15 protein-coding genes and 1 pseudogene are annotated in these 18,266 nt (G+C 59.9%); 7 read left to right on the top strand and 9 right to left on the bottom strand.

Annotation, left to right across the window (positions count from 1 at the left end; all coding sequences use genetic code 11):
* Position 1: 1 nt before the first annotated feature.
* Genes KHP07_RS14715 through KHP07_RS14695 form a run of 5 tightly spaced genes read right to left on the bottom strand, consistent with a single transcriptional unit; the run spans position 2 to position 5,345 of the window.
* Entirely contained in the window at positions 2 to 997 is a 996-nt protein-coding gene (locus KHP07_RS14715; RefSeq protein ID WP_214497412.1) for an AAA family ATPase, read from the bottom strand.
* Positions 994 to 2,163 carry a DUF4350 domain-containing protein gene (locus tag KHP07_RS14710; protein WP_214497411.1) on the bottom strand — a complete coding sequence of 390 codons (1,170 nt, stop codon included), beginning with the start codon at positions 2,161 to 2,163 and terminating at the stop codon, positions 994 to 996. Before KHP07_RS14710 ends, KHP07_RS14715 begins: the two co-directional genes overlap by 4 nt.
* Positions 2,160 to 3,689 carry a DUF4129 domain-containing protein gene (locus tag KHP07_RS14705; RefSeq protein ID WP_099494273.1) on the bottom strand — a complete coding sequence of 510 codons (1,530 nt, stop codon included), beginning with the start codon at positions 3,687 to 3,689 and terminating at the stop codon, positions 2,160 to 2,162. The genes KHP07_RS14710 and KHP07_RS14705 overlap by 4 nt, the downstream gene beginning before the upstream one ends.
* Complete coding sequence (locus tag KHP07_RS14700; protein ID WP_078050025.1) at positions 3,676 to 4,656, bottom strand: stage II sporulation protein M; 981 nt, start codon at positions 4,654 to 4,656, stop codon at positions 3,676 to 3,678. The genes KHP07_RS14705 and KHP07_RS14700 overlap by 14 nt, the downstream gene beginning before the upstream one ends.
* On the bottom strand, positions 4,653 to 5,345 hold the full coding sequence (locus KHP07_RS14695; protein WP_100492218.1) for an RDD family protein: 693 nt from the start codon (positions 5,343 to 5,345) through the stop codon (positions 4,653 to 4,655). The genes KHP07_RS14700 and KHP07_RS14695 overlap by 4 nt, the downstream gene beginning before the upstream one ends.
* A gap of 167 nt (positions 5,346 to 5,512) precedes the next feature.
* Here KHP07_RS14695 and sbcB point away from each other — a divergent pair, with 167 nt between their 5' ends.
* Complete coding sequence (sbcB, locus tag KHP07_RS14690) at positions 5,513 to 6,940, top strand: exodeoxyribonuclease I (protein ID WP_214497410.1); 1,428 nt, start codon at positions 5,513 to 5,515, stop codon at positions 6,938 to 6,940.
* 91 nt (positions 6,941 to 7,031) lie between these two features.
* Here sbcB and mvaT read toward each other — a convergent pair whose 3' ends face one another.
* A complete protein-coding gene (gene mvaT, locus KHP07_RS14685) occupies positions 7,032 to 7,406 on the bottom strand; it encodes a histone-like nucleoid-structuring protein MvaT (protein WP_005790963.1) in 375 nt (124 codons plus the stop codon).
* 351 nt (positions 7,407 to 7,757) lie between these two features.
* Between mvaT and purU the strand changes: the two genes are divergently transcribed.
* Entirely contained in the window at positions 7,758 to 8,606 is an 849-nt protein-coding gene (gene purU / locus KHP07_RS14680) for a formyltetrahydrofolate deformylase (RefSeq protein ID WP_078050022.1), read from the top strand.
* 84 nt (positions 8,607 to 8,690) lie between these two features.
* Positions 8,691 to 8,861 carry a hypothetical protein gene (locus tag KHP07_RS14675; RefSeq protein WP_214497409.1) on the top strand — a complete coding sequence of 57 codons (171 nt, stop codon included), beginning with the start codon at positions 8,691 to 8,693 and terminating at the stop codon, positions 8,859 to 8,861.
* A gap of 13 nt (positions 8,862 to 8,874) precedes the next feature.
* Here KHP07_RS14675 and KHP07_RS29915 read toward each other — a convergent pair whose 3' ends face one another.
* Both KHP07_RS29915 and KHP07_RS29910 read right to left on the bottom strand, forming a co-directional pair.
* A complete protein-coding gene (locus KHP07_RS29915) occupies positions 8,875 to 9,639 on the bottom strand; it encodes a methyl-accepting chemotaxis protein (protein ID WP_438811854.1) in 765 nt (254 codons plus the stop codon).
* 93 nt (positions 9,640 to 9,732) lie between these two features.
* Positions 9,733 to 10,764, bottom strand: a pseudogene (locus tag KHP07_RS29910) (HAMP domain-containing protein); the annotation flags it as partial.
* Positions 10,765 to 10,968: 204 nt separating this feature from the next.
* Between KHP07_RS29910 and KHP07_RS14665 the strand changes: the two are divergent.
* Positions 10,969 to 12,447, top strand: a complete 1,479-nt coding sequence (locus tag KHP07_RS14665) for a helicase HerA-like domain-containing protein (RefSeq protein ID WP_078050020.1) — start codon at positions 10,969 to 10,971, stop codon at positions 12,445 to 12,447.
* A gap of 4 nt (positions 12,448 to 12,451) precedes the next feature.
* Here the strand turns inward: KHP07_RS14665 and KHP07_RS14660 are convergent, their stop codons facing one another.
* Positions 12,452 to 12,907 carry a DUF721 domain-containing protein gene (locus tag KHP07_RS14660; protein ID WP_078050019.1) on the bottom strand — a complete coding sequence of 152 codons (456 nt, stop codon included), beginning with the start codon at positions 12,905 to 12,907 and terminating at the stop codon, positions 12,452 to 12,454.
* A gap of 306 nt (positions 12,908 to 13,213) precedes the next feature.
* Between KHP07_RS14660 and secA the strand changes: the two genes are divergently transcribed.
* The 3 genes from secA to KHP07_RS14645 all read left to right on the top strand — a co-directional run bounded on the left by secA (position 13,214) and on the right by KHP07_RS14645 (position 18,255).
* A complete protein-coding gene (gene secA, locus KHP07_RS14655; RefSeq protein WP_078050018.1) occupies positions 13,214 to 15,949 on the top strand; it encodes a preprotein translocase subunit SecA in 2,736 nt (911 codons plus the stop codon).
* A gap of 123 nt (positions 15,950 to 16,072) precedes the next feature.
* Positions 16,073 to 17,290 carry a bifunctional glutamate N-acetyltransferase/amino-acid acetyltransferase ArgJ gene (gene argJ, locus KHP07_RS14650; protein WP_078050017.1) on the top strand — a complete coding sequence of 406 codons (1,218 nt, stop codon included), beginning with the start codon at positions 16,073 to 16,075 and terminating at the stop codon, positions 17,288 to 17,290.
* 20 nt (positions 17,291 to 17,310) lie between these two features.
* Positions 17,311 to 18,255 carry a Nudix family hydrolase gene (locus KHP07_RS14645; protein ID WP_099494278.1) on the top strand — a complete coding sequence of 315 codons (945 nt, stop codon included), beginning with the start codon at positions 17,311 to 17,313 and terminating at the stop codon, positions 18,253 to 18,255.
* Positions 18,256 to 18,266 lie beyond the last annotated feature (11 nt).

Here is an 18,266-nt window from a genome sequence, read left to right as displayed (position 1 = left end):
GTTATTGCCGGGGAGCCGGAATCTGATCAAGCAGTTGCTTGAGCACTTGGTCAACCTCCAGTCCGTCTATATCCAACTCTGGCGCGATACGCACCCGATGGCGCAGTACTGCCAGGGCGCACCCCTTGATATCGTCCGGAGTGACGAATTCACCACCACGCAACAAGGCGCGGGCGCGGGCGCCACGTACCAGGTCAATCGAGGCCCGCGGCCCGGCGCCAATGGCCAGCCCTGGCCAGCTGCGGGTGGCGCGTGCCAGGCGCACGGCATAGTCGAGTACTTGTTCGTCCAGGGCCAGATCACTGGCAACCTGCTGCAGTTGCAGCACATCCCCGGCCTGCAGCACCGTACGCAATGGGTGTACATCCAGCATGTCGGCCCGCGACGAGCGCGTGACTTCGCGCACCATGTCCAGTTCCTGCTGCGCATCGGGGTAATCCATGCGCACTTTGAGCATGAAGCGATCCAGTTCCGCCTCCGGCAGGGGATAGGTACCTTCCTGTTCGATGGGGTTCTGGGTCGCCAGCACCATGAACGGCAGGCCGATGGGCAGCGCCTCGCCTTCGAGGGTCACTTGCCGTTCCTGCATGGCCTCAAGCAAGGCTGCCTGGGTCTTGGCTGGAGCGCGGTTGATTTCGTCGGCCAACAACAAGTGGGTGAACACCGGCCCCTTGCGCAGCTTGAACTGTTCGGTATGCAGGTCATACACGGCGTGGCCGGTGACATCGCTGGGCATCAGGTCCGGAGTGAACTGGATCCGTGCGAAGTCACCCTCGAAGCAGCGCGCCAAGGCACGTACCAACAGGGTTTTGCCCAGCCCCGGCACACCTTCAAGCAGCACATGGCCACCGGCGATCAAGGCGGTCAGGACGTCGTCGATCACGGCGTCCTGGCCAATTACCGCTTTGCGCAGTTCAGTGCGCAGGGCCTGGGCTTGCCCACTGGCGTGTTGCAGGGATTCGCTGGTCAAGGCAGTGGCGCTTGGGAAATCACTCATAAGGCATTCCTGAGAGTTTGCAGGCACGCCACCTGACGGCTGAAATCGGCGCTGGAAAGCCGTTTTGCCGGGAGTGGGCCAAGGGCCTGGTTGATGATGTGAGGGGGCTGGCGCGTCAGGCGTTCAAGCACCCGCCGTTGTTCTGCGTTGTCGAGGTGTTCGAAGCCGGTGTGACGCCGCCGGGCCGTACGCAAGATATCGCGCTGCAGGGCTTGCAGCAGGGTGCCCTGGCCGCTGCGGCGCAGCAGGAAGTCGGCACTGGCTTTCAGGTGTTCCTGCAATTGGCGGCGGGCGTTGGGCGCGGGCGGTTGGATGGGGCCTTGACGCATACCCGCCCGCCAGAATGCCAGGGCGACAAGGGCAATGAGTGCCACCAAGGCCTGGGGGAAGTAGCGCAGTAGCAAGGTAAACAGGTCATCGACGTCGCTGTTGAACAGCATCGTCACGGCGGTGCCCTGGTTCAGGTACCACAGCAGCCAGGCATTATCGTGCTGGCCTATGTTGGGGGTTTTCCACAGGTCACTGTCTGTGATCACCGTGACGCTGCCTTCCCCGAGGTCGAGTTGCATCAGGTGGCTCGACCGTGCGCTATTGGCCGAAAACTGTGCCAGGTGCTTGGGGTCGGTAAGGTTGAAGTCTGTGTCGAAACTGAAATACGCCGATGGGGTTTCATTGTCGACGTAGAGTTTGGTCAGGTCCGGAGCTGTCTTTTTGCGCGGCGGTTTAGCGGAAGCGGCAGGCTCTTCAGGTTCGTCACTCAAGGTTTGATGGATATGCAGACGGTCGAGCAACAGGTCACCGCTTTTGCCAGTTTCCTCATCCCAAAGCGCCTCGGCCACCAGCAACATATGGCCACCGGACTTGGCCCAGGCCAGCAGTTGCTCGACTTGGCGTGGCGTCATATTACTGCGCTCACCGAGCAGCAACAGGCTGTTGCCCTTGGACGGCAAGGTGGTCAGCCGCTCCAGGCTATTGGCGTGTTCAACTGTCAGGCCTTGTTCGCGCAGGAAGTGTTCGGCCGCCAGGTAGGGGTTGGCCAAGGCTTCTGGTGAGGGGCCGCGATCCACCACTTCATCGTAGGGAATCGCCTTGCTCCACGCGTAGTAACCGCCCGCTCCAAGCAAGCACGCCAGTAGAAGCCCCACCCACAGCAATAGCCGGTTCATTGATTGCTCCCCGAGCGGAACAGGGTGCGCCAATCACTGCACAGTTTTTGCTGAGCAGAGAGGGGAGGAAGGCGGTGACCGTAGGCGAGGTTTTGCCAGTGCCGGGTCAATTCATCACTGAAAGCCAGCAGTTGTGGTTGCTGCAACTGGTGAACCCGTGCCAGGACCTGGCCTTCAGTGTCAGCATTTTTCAGCGGTAGGTTGAAGTCATGCAGCAGTCGGCTGAGCAGCCCTCGATACAACAGGCCGAGTGCTTCCCGGGGCTGCGTTGCCCACAGGTGCTCGGCGGCACTGGCAACATCGTCGGGCAGGGTATCAGTGCCCAGTTCAAGGCCGAATAGTTGCGTGGGCACGGGTTTGATGGCTTGGGTTTTGCGAGGCTCGCGCCGACTGACGAAGGTGCGCAGCCATTCGCGATATCGCCACGCAAGCATGATCAGGCCACCGATCAGAAGGCCCCACAACAGCACCTCAACCCCTTGTGCGATGTGCTTGAAGGTATTGCTGTTGAGGTTATCCAGCAGCGCTTTCAGCCAGGCGGGAAGCTTGGCGTCGCCGTGGGCCTTGTCTTTGACGGCAGGCTTTTCTTCGCCGAAGCGATAGCGGGTAACGGTCTCCGGGTTTTTGAAAGGTGGTTTTTCCAGCAGTGATTTAATCGACTGATTCGCGCCCTGGGTGCTCAGGGGCTTTGGGGGCGGGGACGCATCAGCCATGACGGGTGGGCTGAACGGCAGCAATGTCAGTCCGATCACCAGTAATAACATCGGCGCCACACCGCTCAGGCGCTCACGAAGGCGGCGAAAGACCAGTTCCAGGTCCCAGGCCTCCAGCACGGTTCGGCGATTAAGGTAGAGGCTGAATCCGCAGGCGACATAGATAGGCTCCCAAAACACCAGGATCAAGGCATAGAACGCGTTGCCCAGGTGTTCCAGCCACAAGCCTTCCGAGCTGGTTGCCAGTACCAGGCGTTGCCAGTCCCAATCCATCTCGACGTTCTGCGGAATAAATAGATAGAACAGCGCCATGCAACCGAACCACAGCCCTATCTCCAGGTGCACGCCGACGGTAGTCAACCAACGCGCGGCGCCGGCATTGCGTTGCTGCAACACGCCCAGACGTTTCTGGCGTGCCGGGCCATCCAGGCCTTCGAGCTGGCTCACCGGCATCACAAAGCTGCGGCTCAGGCTGAGTCGCCGCCACGTCAGGCTGGCCACCAGCTGGCCCTTGAGCAGACGCGGCCATTGGCGCACGGCCTGTTTGATGCTGGGTGTTTCGCCAAACAAGGCTTTGGACAGGATGTACAGCGGCAAGCGGTCAAACGCGGGCTTGAGCCACCAGAACAGAAACATCGCCGTGGACGGAGACTTCCACAGCAGTGCAGTGAGCAACGCGAACACTGGCAGGGTCACCAGCGCCCAACTGCTCATCAACAGCACGCGGTTTTGCCGGGCCATCAACACGCCAAGATCCATGGCTTCCCAGGCAGTACGTGGGCGGATGACCACGCTGGCATCACTGAGGCGCATGGTGGGTCCGTCCTGCAAGGCTCAGGTAAGCAGCCACTAGCATCCATAAGATTGCGCCGACCAGGTATTTGACCCAGGGAGCGATCAGGGTGGTCGATGACCAGTAGGCTTCGATAAAGGCTGCGATCAGCAAGAAGATCATCACACCGCACAACAGCTGCACGCTCTTGCGGGCTGCCCGCCGCAATGATTCTCCACGGGTCAACTGACCGGGAGCGATCAGTGCCCAGCCCAGCTGCAAGCCAGCGGCACCGGCGAGGGCGATCGCCGTCAGTTCGAATGCACCGTGGCCGATGACGAATGACCAGAAGGTTTGCCCATAGCCGATTTCGGTCAGGTGCCCGGAGACGGCCCCGATGACCAGGCCATTGAAAATCAGGAAGAACACACTGCCCAGCCCGAACAACAACCCGGCGGCAAATGTCTGGAACGCGATACCGATGTTATGCATGACGTAATAGCCGAACATCATCCAGTCTTCGCTCGAGGCACGCTCGGCGGCGCGGCCCAGGCGGCTTGCATCGGGGTCATACATGCCCTGCATCTCGGCCACTTGTTGCGGGCTGACGATGCTGTAGATCAGGTCGGGAAACAGGTACACCAGCAGCGCGATACCTACCAGGCTGCCAAAGAACAGCAGGCTGGCTATCAGTACGAAACGCCACTGTTCCCGCACCAGGCGAGGAAAATCGGCGAGTACGAAACCCATCACAGTTGCCGCCAATTGGCTGCGATGACGGTAAAGCTGTTGATGGCCGCGCAGGGCCAGTTGTTGCAAGGGGTCTACCAGGTAGCTGCTATAGCCGCGCTCCTGTGCCAAGGCCAGGTGCTGGCACAGGCGCCGGTACTGATGGGGAAAGTCAGCCACGTCACTGGCCTTGGCCTTGCCCTGTTCCAACTGTTGCAGGCACTCGGCAAAGGCGTGCCATTGGGGCTGGTGACGGGTTTCAAAGAGGCTCTGTTTCATGTCGGCCCCAACAGGCCACGGGCCACGCCATTGAGTTGTTCCGCGGCTCGGGCCGGGGATACCTGCAACGGAGTGGCGAGAATCGAGGCCAACTCGTGAACGCGCTCCGTGGACAGCTCACCCTGGCGCTCCGCGAAGCCAAGGATGGCCCGTTGCTCGCTCAGGTCCAGGGCAAAGGGTAGGCGCAAGGCCGCAGCCTGAGGAATCTGGGGGCGCACCAGTGGCTGTTCCCGATAGATCACCAGTGTACCGGCGGCCAGGTCGCCGAGGCGTTTGAAATGAGGATGCTGCAGGCAACTGATAGCGCCGAGAAAATAGCCGAACGGTAACATGTCGACAAACCGCAGCAGGTTGCGGATCAGTGACGCGGACCAGCCAATCGGGGTGCCGTCATCTTGTACGACACGCAACCCCATGACCTGTTTACCTGGCGAGCAACCCTGGTTGAGCACCTCGAACAGCACCATGTACCACCAACTGATCAGGAACAGCAGCAGCGAGCCCAGGCCGATCCCGACGTTGCCCAGCAAGGCCAATGGCACCAGCAGAACGCCCATGACCACCCCACGCAGGCACAGGTCAAAGGTAAAGGCCAACACGCGTGGCACCAGGCCGGCCGGGCGCAAGGGCAGGTCGATGCCCTCCGGGGTCTCGATCTGGTAGCGGGTGTCCAATGGGGTTGACGGCATCGCGATCCTTGGCAGTGCTGAATGGCTGGAAGACACGGATGCTAGCAGTGTCGGTGATGGAAGCAACCATTCAACGTTTTACTGTATGTTTGTACAGTGTATTTGCTGCTGGTCGCGGATACCGTTCAGCGCCTAGACTTTGTCGATCTTCAGTACAGGATCAGCCCGTGACCTCGATTTTCTGGTACGACTATGAAACCACCGGCATCAACCCGCGCAGCGATCGGCCCCTCCAGGTAGCCGGCATACGCACGGACCACGAGCTCAATGAGATCGGCGCGCCGGTCAATCTTTATTGTCTGCCCAGCGACGATATCCTGCCTCACCCGGTGGCCTGCGCGATTACCGGTATCACCCCGGCGACACTCGCGGAAAAAGGCCTGGCCGAGGCTGATTTCATGACCCGTGTGCACACTGAACTCGCCGCGCCGGGCACTTGTGGCGCCGGTTACAACACTTTGCGTTTCGATGATGAGATGACACGCTACAGTCTGTATCGCAATTTTTTCGATCCTTATGCGCGTGAGTGGCAGGGTGGTAACAGTCGCTGGGATTTGATCGATGTGGTTCGAACCGCCTATGCGCTGCGCCCGGAAGGCATTGAATGGCCGCAGCAGGATGGGCGCGTCACGCTCAAGTTGGAGCGCCTGACCGAAGCCAACGGTATCGACCATGGGCAGGCGCACGACGCACTGTCCGACGTGCGCGCCACCATCGCTCTGGCCCGACTGGTGCGTGAGAAACAACCCAAGCTGTATGACTGGCTGTTTCAGTTGCGCAGTAAACAGCGGGTGATGGACCAGGTGCGCTTGCTGCAACCGATGGTGCATATCTCCGGGCGGTTTTCCGCCGAGCGTCATTACCTGGGGGTTGTGTTGCCGCTGGCGTGGCACCCGCGCAATCGCAACGCCTTGATCGTCTGCGACCTGGGGCTCGATCCGCAAGGGCTGCTGGACCTTGATGCGGATGCCTTGCGCCAGCGTCTTTACACACGCCGTGACGAATTGGTCGAGGGCGAACTGCCGGTACCGCTCAAATTGGTGCATATCAATCGCTGTCCCGTGGTTGCTCCCTTGAATGTGCTGCGGGCAGAAGACCGTGAACGTCTGCACTTGGACATGAATGTTTATCAGGAACGGGCACTGCGACTAACTGACGCACAGGAACTTTGGCGCGATAAGTTAGCGGCCATTTACGCCGAAGAAGATTTCGCGGCGACTGCAGACCCGGAGCAACAGCTGTACGACGGTTTTATCGGAGACCGTGATCGGCGTTTATGCGAACAAGTCCGGGCGGCTGAGCCCGAGCAATTAGCACGCCAGCAGTGGCCATTTGATGACCATCGTTTGCCCGAATTATTGTTTCGCTACCGCGCGCGTAACTTCCCCGATACGTTGAACGACGAGGAGCGACAACGCTGGACACTTTTTTGTCAGCAGCGTTTGTCGAACCCGGAGTGGGGCGCGCCGAATACCCTTGAGGCATTTAAGCAAGCCCGGCAGGAGTTTATTGTTAGTGCAACGCCGTTTCAGCAAGGGGTGCTGGAGCAGTGGCAGGAATATGCGGACTCTCTGGCCGCGCGAATGTATCTTTAGTCGTTTTTCACAGAATAGGCAGGCAATAAAAAAACGCCAGCAGGCTGGCGTTTTTTAATGTGTCGCTTATCAGGCGCGAGCCTGGCGAGGCTTAGCCCAGCAGGGTAGCCCAGCCTTCAACCACGTCACCGCCCCACTTGGCTTTCCACTCTTTCAGCGTTTTGTGGTTGCCACCTTTGGTTTCAATCACTTCGCCGTTGTGTGGGTTTTTGTATTGTTTAACCTTGCGAGCACGCTTGGTGCCGGTAGTTTTCACAGCGCCGCGTGGTGCTTTAACTTTCGACTCTGGATCCAGCAGCGCGATGATGTCACGCAGGGATTTGGAGTATTCACCCATCAGGGTGCGCAATTTGCCTTCGAATTCCAGCTCGGTTTGCAGTTTGTCGTCTTGGGACAGGTTCTTCAAACGGGCTTGCAGCTCTTTGATAGCTTCTTCGGTGGCACGGTATTCGTTGATCAGAGACATGTGGACTACCTTATGTAGAGCGCTGATTGACAGGGATAGTGGCCCAATAATAGTCAGGCGGTTTCCCCAAGTAAACATTTAAGGTCGAATTTATGTGAATTACTTTGAATGTTTGTAGCCTGGCTATGCATTCGAGTTAATTACTAGGGCGTAGACCTAAAGATAATCTCCTTGAAATGCATGGAACAGCCTTAGGCTAACCCAATGGATTCCATATAAAGGTGGTAAAACCTTAGGCTATTAAGGGGTAAGGCTGTGGCCGGTGATCAGAATAAGCATCAAGGAATACTGCAGTTTTGCTGCGCAATCGCTAGAATGGCGGCCTTTGCGAAGTTCTGGAGTTTCCCCCTAATGCGCACTTTTCGGCTGGTGATTGCTTGCCCGGACCGGGTTGGTATCGTTGCCAAAGTCAGTAACTTTCTGGCGTCCCACAACGGTTGGATCACCGAGGCGAGTCATCACTCGGACAATTTGAGCGGTTGGTTCTTCATGCGTCATGAGATCCGTGCCGATACGCTGCCCTTTGGCCTCGAAGCCTTCCGCGAAGCCTTTGCGCCGATCGCCGAAGAGTTTTCGATGAGCTGGCACATCACCGACACCGAGCAGAAAAAACGCGTGGTGTTGATGGCCAGCCGCGAGTCCCACTGCCTGGCGGATTTGCTGCACCGCTGGCACAGCGACGAACTGGACTGTGAGATTGCTTGCGTGATCTCCAACCACGATGACCTGCGCAGCATGGTCGAGTGGCATGGCATCCCGTATTACCACGTGCCGGTCAACCCGCAGGACAAGGAGCCGGCTTTCGCCGAGGTCTCCCGCCTGGTCAAGCAGCATGAAGCCGACGTTGTAGTGCTTGCACGCTACATGCAAATCCTGCCGCCGGAGTTGTGCCGTGAATACGCTGGCAAAGTGATCAATATTCACCACAGCTTCTTGCCTTCATTCGTAGGTGCCAAGCCGTACCACCAGGCTTCCCTACGTGGTGTGAAATTGATCGGCGCGACTTGCCACTACGTCACTGAAGAGCTGGACGCCGGCCCGATCATCGAGCAGGACGTGGTGCGTGTCAGTCACAGCGACAGCATCGAAGACATGGTGCGTTTCGGTCGCGACGTCGAGAAGATGGTGCTGGCCCGTGGCCTGCGTTACCACCTGGAAGACCGCGTGCTGGTGCACGGCAACAAGACGGTGGTGTTCTAACCGACGCGTTGTGATTGAACAAAGAAGGGCCTGGGCGTTAAATCGTTCCAGGCCCTTTTTTTGCGCCCCGTTGAGGATTGAGCAATGAGCGATCCGTTGGACAAAGCCACGTCAAAAGCCCCGGCAACATTAGGGGAGGGCTGCTTGAGTCGATTTGACCCGGATGACCTGGACAGTGAAGACGGCACCGATTTCCCCGGTGCCGCCGAGTTGTGGGAACGTGAGCAGGGCCGATCCCAGCCCGAGACCGAGTGATTGCCCGCCAGGATCAGATCCGGAAACTGCCCACCAGTTGCTTCAGTCGCGCGGCTTGCTGCTCCAGGTCGGCACAGGCGCGTAGCGTGGAATGCAGGTTTTCCACGCCTTCTTGATTGAGGGTGTTGATCTCGGTGATGTCCATGTTGATCGACTCCACCACCGAGGTTTGTTCCTCCGTAGCAGTGGCGACGGACTGGTTCATACCATCAATCTCGCCGATGCGTTGGGTCACGCTGTTCAGGCGTTCGCCGGCCAGGTTGGCGATGTCTACGCTGTCGAGGCTGTGGCGCTGGCTTTCACTCATGGTGCTGACCGAGTCCCGGGCGCCGACTTGCAGCTCTTCGATCATCTTCTGCACTTGTTGCGCCGACTCCTGAGTGCGATGCGCCAGGTTGCGCACTTCATCCGCGACCACTGCAAACCCGCGTCCGGCCTCACCCGCACGGGCCGCTTCAATGGCGGCGTTCAGTGCGAGCAGGTTGGTTTGCTGGGAAATACTGGTGATCACCTCGAGAATCTGCCCGATGTTCACCGTCTTGCTGTTGAGCGCTTCGATATTGCTGCTGGAAGCACTGATCATCGCTGACAGCTGGTTCATCGCCTTGATGTTGCGCTCCACCACTTGCTGGCCGTCTTCGGCCAGGTGGCGTGCGTCGCTGGCCTGGTGGGAGGCTTGCGCGGCATTGCGCGCGATTTCCTGGGCGGCGGCGCCCAGCTCATTGATGGCGGCGGCAACGCTGTTGGTACGGTTGGCCTGCTCGTCGGAGTTGACCATCGACGAGTTGGACGCACTGACCACACGCAGTGCCACTTCGTTGACCTGTTCGGTGGCCGAGGACACTTCGCGGATCGACGTATGAATCCGCTCCACGAAGCGGTTGAAGGCGTTACCCAGCGTGCCGAATTCATCATGATTCTGGATTGTAAGGCGGCGCGTCAGGTCGCCCTCGCCGTCGGCGATGTCCTGCATGGCGCGGGTCATCACATGCAGCGGTTGGAGCAGGATGCGGATCAGCATGCCGAGCAGGGCGATGATGATGACCACGGCAATGATCGTGGCGACAACCGCTGAGGTGCGGAATTCGCTGAGCATGGCGAAGGACTTGTCTTTATCTACTGTAATACCGAGGTACCAATTCACCGAGGGCAGACCCTTGATCGGTGTGAAGGTCACGATGTTGTCCTTCCCGTTGGCCTCGACTTCGCTGAAATCGGTGCTGATCTTCGGGGTGTTTTTCGGATACACATCGGCCAGGGTCTTCATCACCAGGTTTTTGTCCGGGTGTACCAACACTTTGCCGTCAGCGCTGACCAGGAACGCATAGCCCATGCCACCGAAGTTCAGCGCGCCGATGTTATCCACCAGGGTTTGCAGGCTCAGGTCGCCGCCGACCACGCCGATGCTCTGGGTGCCCTGCGTGCTCGGAGTGGCAACGGAAATAATCAGCTTGCCAGTGGCGGCATCGATATAGGGTTCGGTCAGGGTTGAGCCGTTGCTGCTCTGGGCGCCGGTGTACCAAGGCCGTACACGCGGGTCGAAGCCGTCCGGCATCTTGGTATCAGGACGGATGGTGAAAGCGCCCTTACTGTCGCCGACGTAAGTTGCCATGAATGAAGACGTCAGGGATTTCTGTTCCAGCAGACGGGCAACCGCGGAAGGCTCGGGGTTGATGGCAATGTTTTGCGCGGCGTTTTCCACCAGGGCAATGCGCCCGGTGAGCCAGGTTTGTATGCTGCTGGCGGTGACATCACCCATTTCATGCAAGTAGTTGTTGAGATCGTCGCGAATGGCGTTGCGTTGCAGGTAGTCGTTATAGAGGGTAAACAGCGCGAAAGCGGCGATGACGATAAGGGAGGCTGCAAGCAGGATTTTGTGGCTGAAGCGCAGATTTTTATTCATGGCTTGTAGGGTCCGCTAAGGTCTTAATATCCGAAGCGCGTCCTTATGGGAGGCGCAAAATGGCAGTGTCAAAAAAGGTGTGATACTTCTTGTGATAGCTCTGGGGGTCCCTGTAGGAACTATCTGACCTATTTTTAGACTTTGTGGGTCTCACATGAGCCTGTATCGACCTGGCGACACTAAAGATTAACCATAGGTGACGAAATGCCTGACTCCTCGCAACTGCTTATCGGGGCCGACCTTTCCGGCCAGCCTATTGCCCAGGCCATGCGCCTGGCCAACCGTCACGGGTTGATCGCCGGCGCGACCGGCACGGGCAAGACCGTCACGTTGCAGCGCCTGGCCGAAGCGTTCAGTGAGGCTGGCGTTGCGGTGTTTGCCGCCGACATCAAGGGTGACTTGTGCGGGCTGGGAGCGGCGGCCAACCCCCAGGGCAAGGTCGCCGAGCGTATCGCTGGCATGCCCTTCCTCAATTACACGGCCAAGGCTTATCCGGTCACGCTGTGGGATATCCACGGGCAGTCCGGTCATCCATTGCGCACCACCATCAGCGAAATGGGCCCGTTGTTGCTCGGCAGCTTGCTGGAACTCACCGACAGCCAGCAGTCAGCGCTTTACGCCGCCTTCAAGGTAGCGGATCGCGAAGGCCTGTTGCTGCTGGACCTCAAGGACCTCAAGGCGCTCCTCAACCACCTGCGCTACCACCCGGAGTTGTTGGGCGAAGACGCCGCGCTGATGACCACCGGCTCCAGCCAGGCGCTGTTGCGCCGCCTGGCGGTGCTGGAGCAGCAGGGCGCCGAAGCCCTGTTTGGCGAGCCGGCCCTGCAGTTGGAAGACATCCTGCAGCCCACCTCTGACGGGCGCGGGCGCATCCACCTGCTGGACGCCAGCCGCCTGGTTCACGAGGCGCCGAAGGTGTACGCGACCTTCCTGCTGTGGTTGTTGGCAGAGCTGTTCGAGCAACTGCCCGAGCGCGGTGATGCCGACAAACCGCTGCTGGCGCTGTTTTTTGACGAGGCGCATTTGCTGTTTGCCGACACGCCCAAAGCGTTGCAGGAGCGTCTGGAACAGGTGGTGCGGCTGATCCGTTCCAAAGGCGTTGGCGTTTATTTTGTGACTCAATCTCCTGGCGACCTGCCGGATAGCGTGCTGGCCCAACTCGGCCTGCGCATCCAGCATGGCCTGCGGGCGTTCACCACCAAGGAACAGAAATCCCTGCGCGCCGTCGCGGACGGTTTCCGGCCAAACCCGGCGTTTGATGCCTTGTCGGTCTTGACCGAACTGGGCACGGGTGAGGCTTTGGTGGGCACCTTGCAGGAAAAGGGCACGCCGGAAGTGGTCCAGCGCGTGCTGGTTGCACCGCCGCAATCGCGGATCGGGCCGCTCAGCGACGCCGAACGCACAGCATTGGTGGCCAGTTCACCGCTGCAGGGGCGTTATGACAAGCCGATTGACCGTGAATCCGCTTATGAAGTGCTGATGTCTCGCAAGGAACTGGGGCCGACCGAGGAAGCCAAACCTGCCAGCGACGAGCCGAGTTTCACCGACAAGGCCGGGGCGTTTCTGGGCACCACGGCGGGCAAGGCGCTGAAGTCTGCGATGCAGCAGGCTGCCAATCAGATGGGGCGGCAATTGGTGCGCGGCTTGTTGGGGTCGCTGTTGGGCGGCAGCAAGCGCAAATAGCGAGTCAGGGCTTGGGCTTGGCGTGGGCGGCCAGCCGTTCAAGCGCCGCGCGCAAGCCTGGGTTGCTGATCCCGTCGGCCGTTGCCTGGATGGTTTCGGCCGCATTCGCCGAGAGGTCGTGGGTATGCTCCGGCACGCCAGGCAGGGTGGTGGGCGGTTGCACTTTGAACTGGATGCGCGTCAAACCGGCAAATTCATCGAAGACCATCAATTGACGCTGCAGGCGTTTTTGTTGGTAGCGCAAACGCGTGGCCCAATGGCCATCCGTGACAATCAGTAGCAGGTTCCCTTCACGCCAGGACGCCACGCGACAGTGTTCGCGTGCGGCCGGTTGCAACTGGCTTTCGAGCAGGCGTTGCAGGAGGCCCAGGCGTTGCGCATGGCCAAAGATGGCTTTCAGCGGCTTGGCATCGCGAAGCAACACGCCGGGCGCGCGGGCTGTCAGGGGGCGAAATGCCATTATTGAGACACCTTAAGTAACAGAGCCGCCATCTTAGCAGAAAGCACCTGTACGCCCCCAGGCCATGCCTCCACCGGGCTTTTGGTGTGAAATCAATAGGTAACTTCTGCGTTCCATGGGTTGAAGTTCCGGCAAAAGCCCTTATTTTAAACAAGCCCTCTCACAGCCCCATGCCAGCATCGGGGAACAACGCCACTTTCCTCACCCACGAATCCGGGTAGAATGCGCGTTCGCATGCGGCCGTGAGGGCTGCTCGGGCCACTGACGGTGCGCCCTCCATCCCTATGTGTGGAAGAACCTGCCGATATGTTTGCGCCTTTGTTAAAGAAACTTTTTGGAAGCAAGAATGAGCGCGAAGTCAAACGCATGCTCAAGACGGTGCAGCTGGTCAATGCCTTCGAAGAGCAGATGGTTGCCCTTTCGGACGAGCAATTGCGCGCCAAGACCCAAGAGTTCAAGGCCCGCATAGCCAAAGGTGAAACCCTCGACAAGCTGCTGCCCGAAGCCTTTGCGGTCGCCCGTGAAGCCGGTAAGCGTGTCATGGGCATGCGCCACTTCGACGTCCAGTTGATCGGCGGCATGACCTTGCACGAAGGCATGATTGCCGAAATGCGCACCGGTGAAGGCAAGACCCTGGTGGCAACCCTCGGTGTTTACCTCAACGCACTGTCCGGCAAGGGCGTGCACGTTGTGACGGTGAACGACTACCTGGCTCGCCGGGACGCCAACTGGATGCGCCCGCTGTATGAATTCCTCGGCCTGACCGTCGGCGTGGTAACGCCGTTCCAGCCGCCGGAAGAGAAGCGCGCGGCCTACGCTGCCGACATCACCTACGGCACCAACAACGAATTCGGTTTCGACTACCTGCGCGACAACATGGCGTTCAGCATGGAAGAAAAATTCCAGCGCGAACTCAACTTTGCCGTGATCGACGAAGTCGACTCCATCCTCATCGACGAAGCCCGTACCCCGCTCATCATCTCCGGCCAGGCCGAAGACAGCTCGCGCCTGTACACCGAGATCAACAAATTGATCCCGCGCCTGGAGCAGCACATCGAGGAAGTGGAAGGTGTGGTGACCAAAGAAGGTCACTTCAGCATCGACGAGAAGACCCGCCAGGTCGAACTCAACGAAGCCGGTCACCAGTTCGTCGAAGAAATGCTGACCCAGATCGGCGAGTTGGCCGAGGGTGAAAGCCTGTACTCGGCACACAACCTGGGCCTGTTGACCCACGTGTATGCCGGCCTGCGTGCCCACAAGCTGTTCCATCGCAACGTCGAATACATCGTGCAGGACGGTCAGGTCGTACTGGTCGACGAGCACACCGGCCGTACCATGCCGGGTCGCCGCCTGTCCGAAGGCCTGCACCAGGCCATCGAAGCCAAGGAACACCTCAACATCCAGGCTGAAAGCCAGACGTTGGCGTCCACTACCTTCCAGAACTACTTCCGTCTGTACAACAAACTGTCCGGGATGACCGGTACGGCCGACACCGAAGCGTTCGAGTTCCACCAGATCTACAACCTGGCCGTGATGGTCATTCCGCCGAACAAGCCGTTGGCGCGTAAAGACTTCAACGACCTGGTGTTCCTGACGGCCGAAGAGAAATACGCGGCAATCATCAACGACATCAAGGACGGCATGGCCCAGGGTCGTCCGATCCTGGTGGGTACTGCCACCATCGAGACTTCCGAGCACGTGTCCAACCTGCTCAACAAGGAAGGCATCGAGCACAAGGTCCTCAACGCCAAGTTCCACGAAAAAGAAGCCGAGATCATCGCCCAGGCCGGTCGCCCAGGCGCACTGACCATCGCCACCAACATGGCCGGTCGTGGTACCGACATCCTGTTGGGCGGTAACTGGGAAGTGGAAGTCGCGGCACTGGAAAACCCGAGCCCTGAGCAGATCGCCCAGATCAAGGCCGATTGGCAGAAGCGTCACCAGGCCGTGCTGGAATCCGGTGGCCTGCAGGTGATCGCTTCCGAGCGTCACGAATCGCGCCGTATCGACAACCAGCTGCGTGGTCGTGCCGGCCGTCAGGGTGACGCCGGTTCCAGCCGCTTCTACCTGTCCCTGGAAGACAGCCTGATGCGCATCTTCGCCTCGGACCGCGTGAAGAACTTCATGAAGGCCCTGGGCATGCAGTCCGGTGAAGCGATCGAGCACCGCATGGTGACCAACGCCATCGAGAAAGCCCAGCGCAAGGTGGAAGGCCGCAACTTCGATATTCGTAAGCAACTGCTCGAGTTCGATGACGTCAACAACGAACAGCGTAAAGTGATCTATCACATGCGTAACACGTTGCTGGCCGCCGACAACATTGGCGAGACCATCGCAGATTTCCGTCAGGACGTACTCAACGCCACCGTCAGCGCACATATCCCGCCACAGTCCCTGCCAGAGCAGTGGGATGTTGCCGGCCTGGAAGCCGCGTTGAAGAGTGACTTCGGTGTCGACTTGCCGGTTCAGCAATGGCTGGACGAAGACGATCACCTGTACGAAGAAACCCTGCGCGAAAAACTGATGGCCGAACTGCTCGCCGCGTACAACGAGAAAGAAGAGCAGGCGAGTGCCGAGGCTCTGCGCACGTTCGAGAAGCAGATCGTTCTGCGCGTGCTGGACGACCTGTGGAAAGATCACCTGTCGACCATGGATCACCTGCGTCACGGTATCCACCTACGTGGCTACGCCCAGAAGAACCCGAAGCAGGAGTACAAGCGCGAGTCGTTCACGCTGTTCTCCGAGCTGCTGGATTCGATCAAGCGCGACTCTATTCGCGTGCTGTCCCACGTTCAGGTGCGTCGTGAAGACCCGATCGAGGAAGAAGCTCGCCTGCGCCAGGAAGCCGAGGCACTGGCTGCGCGCATGCAGTTCCAGCACGACGAAGCGCCGGGCCTGGAAGCCCCTGAGGTATTGGGCGAAGAGGTCGATGTGGCCCTGGCTCAAACCCCGGTACGCAATGATCAGAAGCTGGGCCGTAACGAGCTGTGCTGGTGCGGTTCGGGCAAGAAGTTCAAACACTGCCACGGCGAAATCAACTAAGATTTTTGCCTGACGCTGCAACACCCTGCGCCGCGACCGGCCTCTGCCGTCGCGGCGTTTTGCCATTAATTTCACCGTCGATCACGACGGCACAGACATCACCTATTTTTAAGGAGCGCATTCATGGCTGTTGGTCTTGGTCCTTTGCCCACATTGCACCCGGTTGCCGGTTTTGAACTCGGTATCGCTTCGGCCGGCATCAAGCGCCCAGGGCGCAAGGATGTGGTGGTGATGCGCTGTGCCGAAGGCTCGACCGTCGCCGGAGTGTTCACCCTCAACGCGTTCTGCGCGGCGCCGGTGATCCTGGCCAAGCAGCGCGTGGCCGGCACGATCCGTTACCTGCTGACCAACACCGGCAATGCCAACGCCGGCACCGGCGAGCCCGGCCTGGTGGCGGCCGCGCGCACCTGCGCCAAGCTGGCCCAGTTGACTGGCGTGGATGCCAGCCAAGTGCTGCCATACTCCACCGGCGTCATCGGTGAGCCGCTGCCCGTAGAAAAAATCGAAGGCGCGCTGCAAGCCGCGCTGGACGACCTGTCTGTGGATAACTGGGCGGCAGCCGCCACCGGCATCATGACCACCGACACCCTGCCAAAAGGCGCGAGCCGTCAGTTCGTGCACGACGGCGTGACCGTCACCGTGACCGGTATCAGCAAAGGTGCGGGCATGATTCGCCCGAACATGGCGACCATGCTCGGTTACATTGCCACCGACGCCAAAGTCTCCCGCGATGTGCTGCACAGCCTGATCCTGGACGGCGCCAACAAGTCGTTCAACCGCATCACCATCGATGGCGACACCTCGACCAACGACTGCTGCATGCTGATCGCCACCGGCCAGGCCAACCTGCCGGAGATCACCGAGGCCAGCGGCCCGCTGTTCGCGGCGTTGAAGCAGGCCGTGTTCGACGTGTGCATGGAAGTCGCCCAGGCCATCGTGCGTGACGGCGAGGGTGCGACCAAGTTCGTGACCGTGGAAGTCAACGGCGGCGGCAATCATCAGGAATGCCTTGATGTGGGCTACACCGTGGCTCACTCGCCACTGATCAAGACCGCATTGTTCGCTTCGGACCCGAACTGGGGCCGTATCCTGGCGGCCGTCGGCCGTGCCGGCGTGCCGGACCTGGACGTGAGCAAGATCGACGTGTTCCTCGGTGATGTGTGCATCGCCAGCCGTGGCGCGCGTGCCGAGACCTACACCGAAGCCCAGGGCTCGGCGGTGATGCAGCAGGAAGAAATCACCATCCGCATCGAGCTGGGTCGCGGCGAGTGCAGCGAAACCATCTGGACCACCGACCTGTCCCACGAATACGTGAAGATCAACGCGGAATACCGCACCTGATAGCCAAGAGGAAAAGCGCGGTGAAACGAGTGCATGTAGCAGCCGCGGTGATCCGCGGTGTCGACGGCAGGATCCTGTTGGCGCGCCGCGCCGATACCCAGCACCAGGGCGGCCTCTGGGAGTTTCCCGGTGGCAAGGTGGAGGCCGATGAGTCGGTCGCCGGCGCACTGTCCCGCGAATTGCAGGAAGAGTTGGGCATCCAGGTCACTGCCGCGCGTCCGCTGATCAAGGTGCAGCATGACTACCCGGACAAGCAGGTGTTGCTGGATGTCTGGGAAGTGTCGGCGTTTACCGGCGAGCCGCATGGTGCCGAGGGGCAGCCATTGGAGTGGGTTGCCCCGCGTGATTTACTCAACTATGAGTTCCCGGCGGCCAACGCACCGATTGTTGCCGCTGCGCGCTTGCCTGCTGAATACCTGATCACCCCTGGCGAGCTGGAAACCCCGGTGTTACTGCGCGGTATCCAGAAAGCCATCGCTGGCGGCATCAAGCTGGTGCAACTGCGCGCGCCCAACGGCTACGACCCCAAATACCGCGACCTCGCGGTGGATGCGGTGGGCCTGTGCGCGGGCAAGGCGCAGTTGATGCTTAAGGGGCCGTTTGAATGGTTGGGGGATTTTCCTGCAGCCGGCTGGCACATGACGGCGGCGCAACTGCGTAAATACGCCAGCAAGGGCCGACCACTGCCCAAGGACCGCTGGCTGGCGGCGTCGTGTCACAACGCGGAAGAGCTGGCCTTGGCGGAAATGATGGACGTGGATTTTGTCACGCTGTCGCCGGTGCAGCCGACCCAGACTCACCCCGATGCCCAGCCGTTGGGTTGGGAGCAGGCGGCGGAGTTGATCCGTGGGTTCAGCAAGCCGGTGTTTCTGTTGGGCGGGGTAGGGCCTGCCGAGCGGGAGCAGGCTTGGGACGCCGGGGCTCAGGGTGTGGCAGGGATTCGGGCGTTCTGGCCTGAAGTTTGATGCCGTTCTGA

This window comes from Pseudomonas sp. VS40 (genome assembly GCF_018587885.1).
GTDB classification, from domain to species: domain Bacteria; phylum Pseudomonadota; class Gammaproteobacteria; order Pseudomonadales; family Pseudomonadaceae; genus Aquipseudomonas; species Aquipseudomonas pergaminensis.
The sequence above is the reverse complement of the archived record's forward strand: the minus strand, read 5'-3'. Positions and strand labels throughout refer to the sequence as shown.